Below are 4,055 nucleotides of genomic sequence, written 5' to 3' on the forward strand. Positions count from 1 at the left end.
GACACGAGGGGAGGCGGTGAGCGCGGCCCGTGGGGCGGGACCGCCGCCGTGGCCCGAACACGGCGGGGAAACCTGCCCATTCATCCGGCGTCGCTTTGAATTTCCCTCTGCTTGACCGTTTGTTATTTCCCTCACCACGGCTTCCGGCCGAATTTCAGGGATCGTTGCCTAGAATTTGGCCCGGACACGACACAGGAGGGGAGCGGTGACCGTGCGACGGGACTTCCAGGAGTCTGCCAGGTGCCGCCCCGACCTGGTCATCGGCCGGGAGGAGCTGTTCGCCGGCGCCCGTCGGCAACTCGCCTCGGGGGGCAGTGTGCTGCTCCACGGCCCCGCCGGAATAGGGAAATCCACCGTCCTGCGGGCATTGGCCGAGGAATACGGCGCCACCGCGCGCACGGTCTTGCGGTGCTCGGCGACGGAGTCAGAATCCCACCTTCCGTTCCTCGCCCTCGCCGATCTGCTCGGCCTGGTCCTGGGCGAGGTCTCCCCCCGGATGCCCGCCGCCCAGCGCACCGCCCTGGAGTCGGCGCTCACCGGTCGCGGCGAGTCCAGCCTCCAGCGCGACGGCCTAGCGCTGCGCCTGGCGGTGCTCTCCGCGCTGCGCGCGCTCGCCGCCGACGGCCCGGTACTGGTCGTCGCCGACGACCTGCAGTGGCTGGACCCGGCCAGCGCCGAACTCCTCGGCTTCGCCGCCCGGCGCCTGGAGGGCACCCCGGTGCAACTGCTGTGCGCGGTGCGCACGGAGGGCCAGGAGAGCCAGGAGTACGACCGTCAGCTGCGCGCCTGCCCACCGGGCGGTCGGGCAGGTGCCTGCGGTACAGCAGTCGGCATGCGTACTCCCCTGGTCGGCGTCTCGCCGCGATGTCCGGGCGGAGGCGGAGCTCTGCGGCTGACCGCCGTATGCCCGCTGAGCCCCGGAGCAGACGGGTTTCGCGCGGCTCATTCCGCGTCAGGGCATCGCCGGGGCCGCACCGGTGCGGCCGGTCGGCCTCGGAGGGCCTGCGCGGGCGGCGCCGTCCGGAGCGGGGAGTGCCGGAGTGCCCGCCGGGCATCCTGGTTCTCGGGCTCGCGCGGCGGCCCCGCCGAAGCGCCCTCATGACCGAACGGGAGATACCGACGTGATACTCGACGGCGTGCCGACGGCCCAGGCACAGGCCCAGGGCACCGCGACCGACGCGGCAGTCCGCAAGCAGCGGCTGCGCCGCCGCCTGGAGCGGCTGATCGGCATCGCCGCCACCGAAGGCAACGAGCTCGTCCCGCTGCGCAACGGAGACGAGATCTTTCCCGCGATGCTCAGGGCGATCGGTTCGGCCCAGCACACGATCGACATGATGACGTTCGTGTACTGGCGCGGCCAGATCGCCCGGGACTTCGCCGTCGCGCTCGCCGAGCGCGCCCGGGCGGGGGTACGCGTCCGGCTGCTGCTGGACGGTTTCGGCGCCAAGGAGATCGAACAGCGGCTGCTGGACCTCATGGACGCGGCGGGTGTGCAGGTGGCCTGGTTCCGCAAGCCGGTCTGGCTGTCGCCGTTCAAGCAGAACCACCGTTGCCACCGCAAGGCGCTCGTCGTCGACGAGCGGACCGCGTTCACCGGGGGCGTCGGCATCGCGGAGGAATGGTGCGGGGACGCCCGCGGCCCGGGGGAGTGGCGCGACACCCACGTCCAGGTGAGCGGGCCCGCCGTGGACGGCATCGCGGCCGCCTTCGCGCAGAACTGGGCCGAGTGCCACGACGAACTCTTCGACGACCGCGACCGCTTCACCGAGCACCCGCAACCGGGCTCGTCGGTCGTCCAGGTCGTGCGCGGCTCGGCCAGCATCGGCTGGCAGGACATGCAGACGCTCATGCGGGTCATGCTCACCTCCGCCGAGGAGCGCTTTCGCCTCGCCACCGCCTACTTCGCGCCCGACGCCTACTTCGTCGACCTGCTGTGCCGGACCGCCCGGAGAGGCGTGCGGGTGGAAATCCTCCTCCCCGGCCCCCACACCGACCAGCGCGCCTGCCAGCTCGCCGGCCAGCACCACTACACACGGCTGCTGGAAGCGGGTGTCCGTATTCGCCAGTACCAGCCGACCATGATGCACGCCAAGATCATCACCGTGGACTCGGTGGCCGCCCTGATCGGGTCTACCAACTTCAACCGCAGGTCCATGGACCACGACGAGGAGGTCATGCTCGCCGTGCTGGACGAGACGTTCACCGCCGCACTCGACCGCGACTACGACGCGGACGTGCGGCGCAGCGACGAGATCGACCTGGCCCGGTGGAGACGGCGGACCCTGCTCCAGCGCGCCAGGGAAGCCGCCGTCACCCCGATCCGGCACTTCCTGTAACCGGACGGCCGCCCGCCCCGGACCCGTCGCCGCACGCACGCGGAACCCGTCGGCACCACCGGCGCCGCCCACAGCCCCTTCCTCCGAAGACGTGAGCGCCGGACCGGACAGCGAGGTGCCCCCGAGTGCGGCGCCAAGGGAGAACGCCCCTGTCCGATGGGCCCGGGCACCCCGCGACGGCGGCCTTCCCACCGACGCGGGGGTGTTCCGCCGTGGAAGGGCCACCACGCAGGGCGACACCGGACCACATTGGCTGCCCCAAACGGCAGCCCGCATCAGTCACTCAGCGTGTCCACCGTATTGATGGGCCGGGAACACGCTGCCACCGGGAACTGGTCTCGGCGACGGATTCCCTGGGGAGAATCTGGGGAGTATCCGCGTCGCTGGGGAGCGCGTGGGGAGAATCGACCACACAAGACGGCACGCCCGTGAAAGACGCTGAAAGACACAACTCCCCAGGTCAGTGGCAGGTCCGGTGGAATCACCGCAGGTCAGCGGCCATAACTGGGCAACTTCACGACGTACGTGCCGAGATCATCGGCCTCCACGACCCCGGGGACGGAGCCGCCGGAGCGCAAGGGTTCGATGTAGCGGGTCGCGGTGACTTCTCTCAGCAATTTCGGAGGCTCCCCCGCAGCCTTGGCCCGCTCGGCGAGCGTAGCCAGGGTGTACCGAGACGGCGCGCGGACCTCCGGGGCCGCACGCCGCTCTTGTCAGTGTCGAGTCCGATCAGTCTCCGTAGTCGCCGCCTCCGTAGTCGCCGCCTCCGTGGTCGCCGCCTCCGTGGTCGCCGCCACCACCGTGGTCACCACCGCCACCGTGGTCACCACCGCCACCGTGGTCGCTGTGGTAGTCGACGGACACCTGGGGGGCGTGAGTCGGAGGGGATGCCACCGCGGTCCCGGCCGCGCCGATCGCGGCACCGCCGGCCACGAGAACACCTGCCGCCGAAACGACGCAAAGGTGCTTCAGGCGTTGTGCTCGCATGATCGAGATCCTTCCTTTTCCCTGCTCGACGCGCACGCTGTCAGACGCGTCCAGTTGATCGCGGCCGTCACGGTCTTCGATTCACCGCCTACATGCGGAGCACCTGTCACGGCTCCGCAATCTTTCAACGAGCTTCGCCGACCGCACCACGGCCGCGTTCTGGGAGGGAATCTGCTGGATCGCGTATGCCTCCCTGCCAGACCCCTCATGCCCCCACGCTAGTCGGCTCATGGTTGATCGCATCTTGGGCGCAGCTCTCCCGGATCGCTACGGAGCACCTCGCAGACATCGGATCATTCGCACGAGCGGAGCTGCCGACTACGCAGCCCGAGACCGCCCCGCCGGGGTTGTGCACGCAAGGCCGGCGTAGCCACTTCGGCCGGGAGCTTCTTTGTTCCGGCAGGATGCCGCCGCGCCTGTGAACGATGGCCTTGGACAGGCCGGGGGTCCCGGAAGAGAAGATGATTCACAGCGGGTGGTCGAACGATACATGGTGTGATGGTGAGGTATTTGGGCGCACTTGCTTGGCAGCTGCTTTCGCCTCCGTCTGGATACATGACAAGTGTGACATCGCGCCGCCGGCCGGGCCTTCGCGAAGCTGGACTGGACCCTAGGTTCTGTCTCCTTGGTCAGCGCCATGCCCAGAAAAGGATGCTGGCGAGGTGGAGTGCGGCCTGGTAGGCGATGGTGAGTTTGTCGGTTCGTGGGGCCAGGCCGCGCCACTGCTTGAGC

3 protein-coding genes and 2 pseudogenes are annotated in these 4,055 nt (G+C 69.7%); 2 read left to right on the forward strand and 3 right to left on the reverse strand.

Annotated features, from left to right (window positions below):
* Window positions 1-205 precede the first annotated feature (205 nt).
* Together H5J33_RS26195 and H5J33_RS26200 are read left to right on the forward strand one after the other, a co-directional pair.
* Window positions 206-796, forward strand: a pseudogene (locus H5J33_RS26195) (ATP-binding protein); the annotation flags it as partial.
* Between the two features lie 340 nt (window positions 797-1,136).
* Window positions 1,137-2,336: a phospholipase D-like domain-containing protein gene (locus H5J33_RS26200; RefSeq protein WP_309485491.1), complete on the forward strand. Its 1,200-nt coding sequence runs from the start codon at window positions 1,137-1,139 to the stop codon at window positions 2,334-2,336.
* A gap of 491 nt (window positions 2,337-2,827) precedes the next feature.
* Here the strand turns inward: H5J33_RS26200 and H5J33_RS37795 are convergent, their stop codons facing one another.
* The 3 genes and pseudogenes from H5J33_RS37795 to H5J33_RS26205 all read right to left on the reverse strand — a co-directional run.
* Window positions 2,828-2,953 (reverse strand): hypothetical protein, encoded by a 126-nt coding sequence (locus tag H5J33_RS37795; RefSeq protein ID WP_258565411.1) that lies wholly within the window; start codon window positions 2,951-2,953, stop codon window positions 2,828-2,830.
* A 112-nt stretch (window positions 2,954-3,065) separates the two neighbouring features.
* On the reverse strand, window positions 3,066-3,200 hold the full coding sequence (locus H5J33_RS37800; protein WP_258565410.1) for a hypothetical protein: 135 nt from the start codon (window positions 3,198-3,200) through the stop codon (window positions 3,066-3,068).
* A 752-nt stretch (window positions 3,201-3,952) separates the two neighbouring features.
* Window positions 3,953-4,055 (reverse strand): annotated as a pseudogene (locus tag H5J33_RS26205) (IS5/IS1182 family transposase); the annotation flags it as partial.

The organism is Streptomyces sp. WELS2 (assembly GCF_013870595.1).
In the GTDB taxonomy this organism is placed as follows: domain Bacteria; phylum Actinomycetota; class Actinomycetes; order Streptomycetales; family Streptomycetaceae; genus Streptomyces.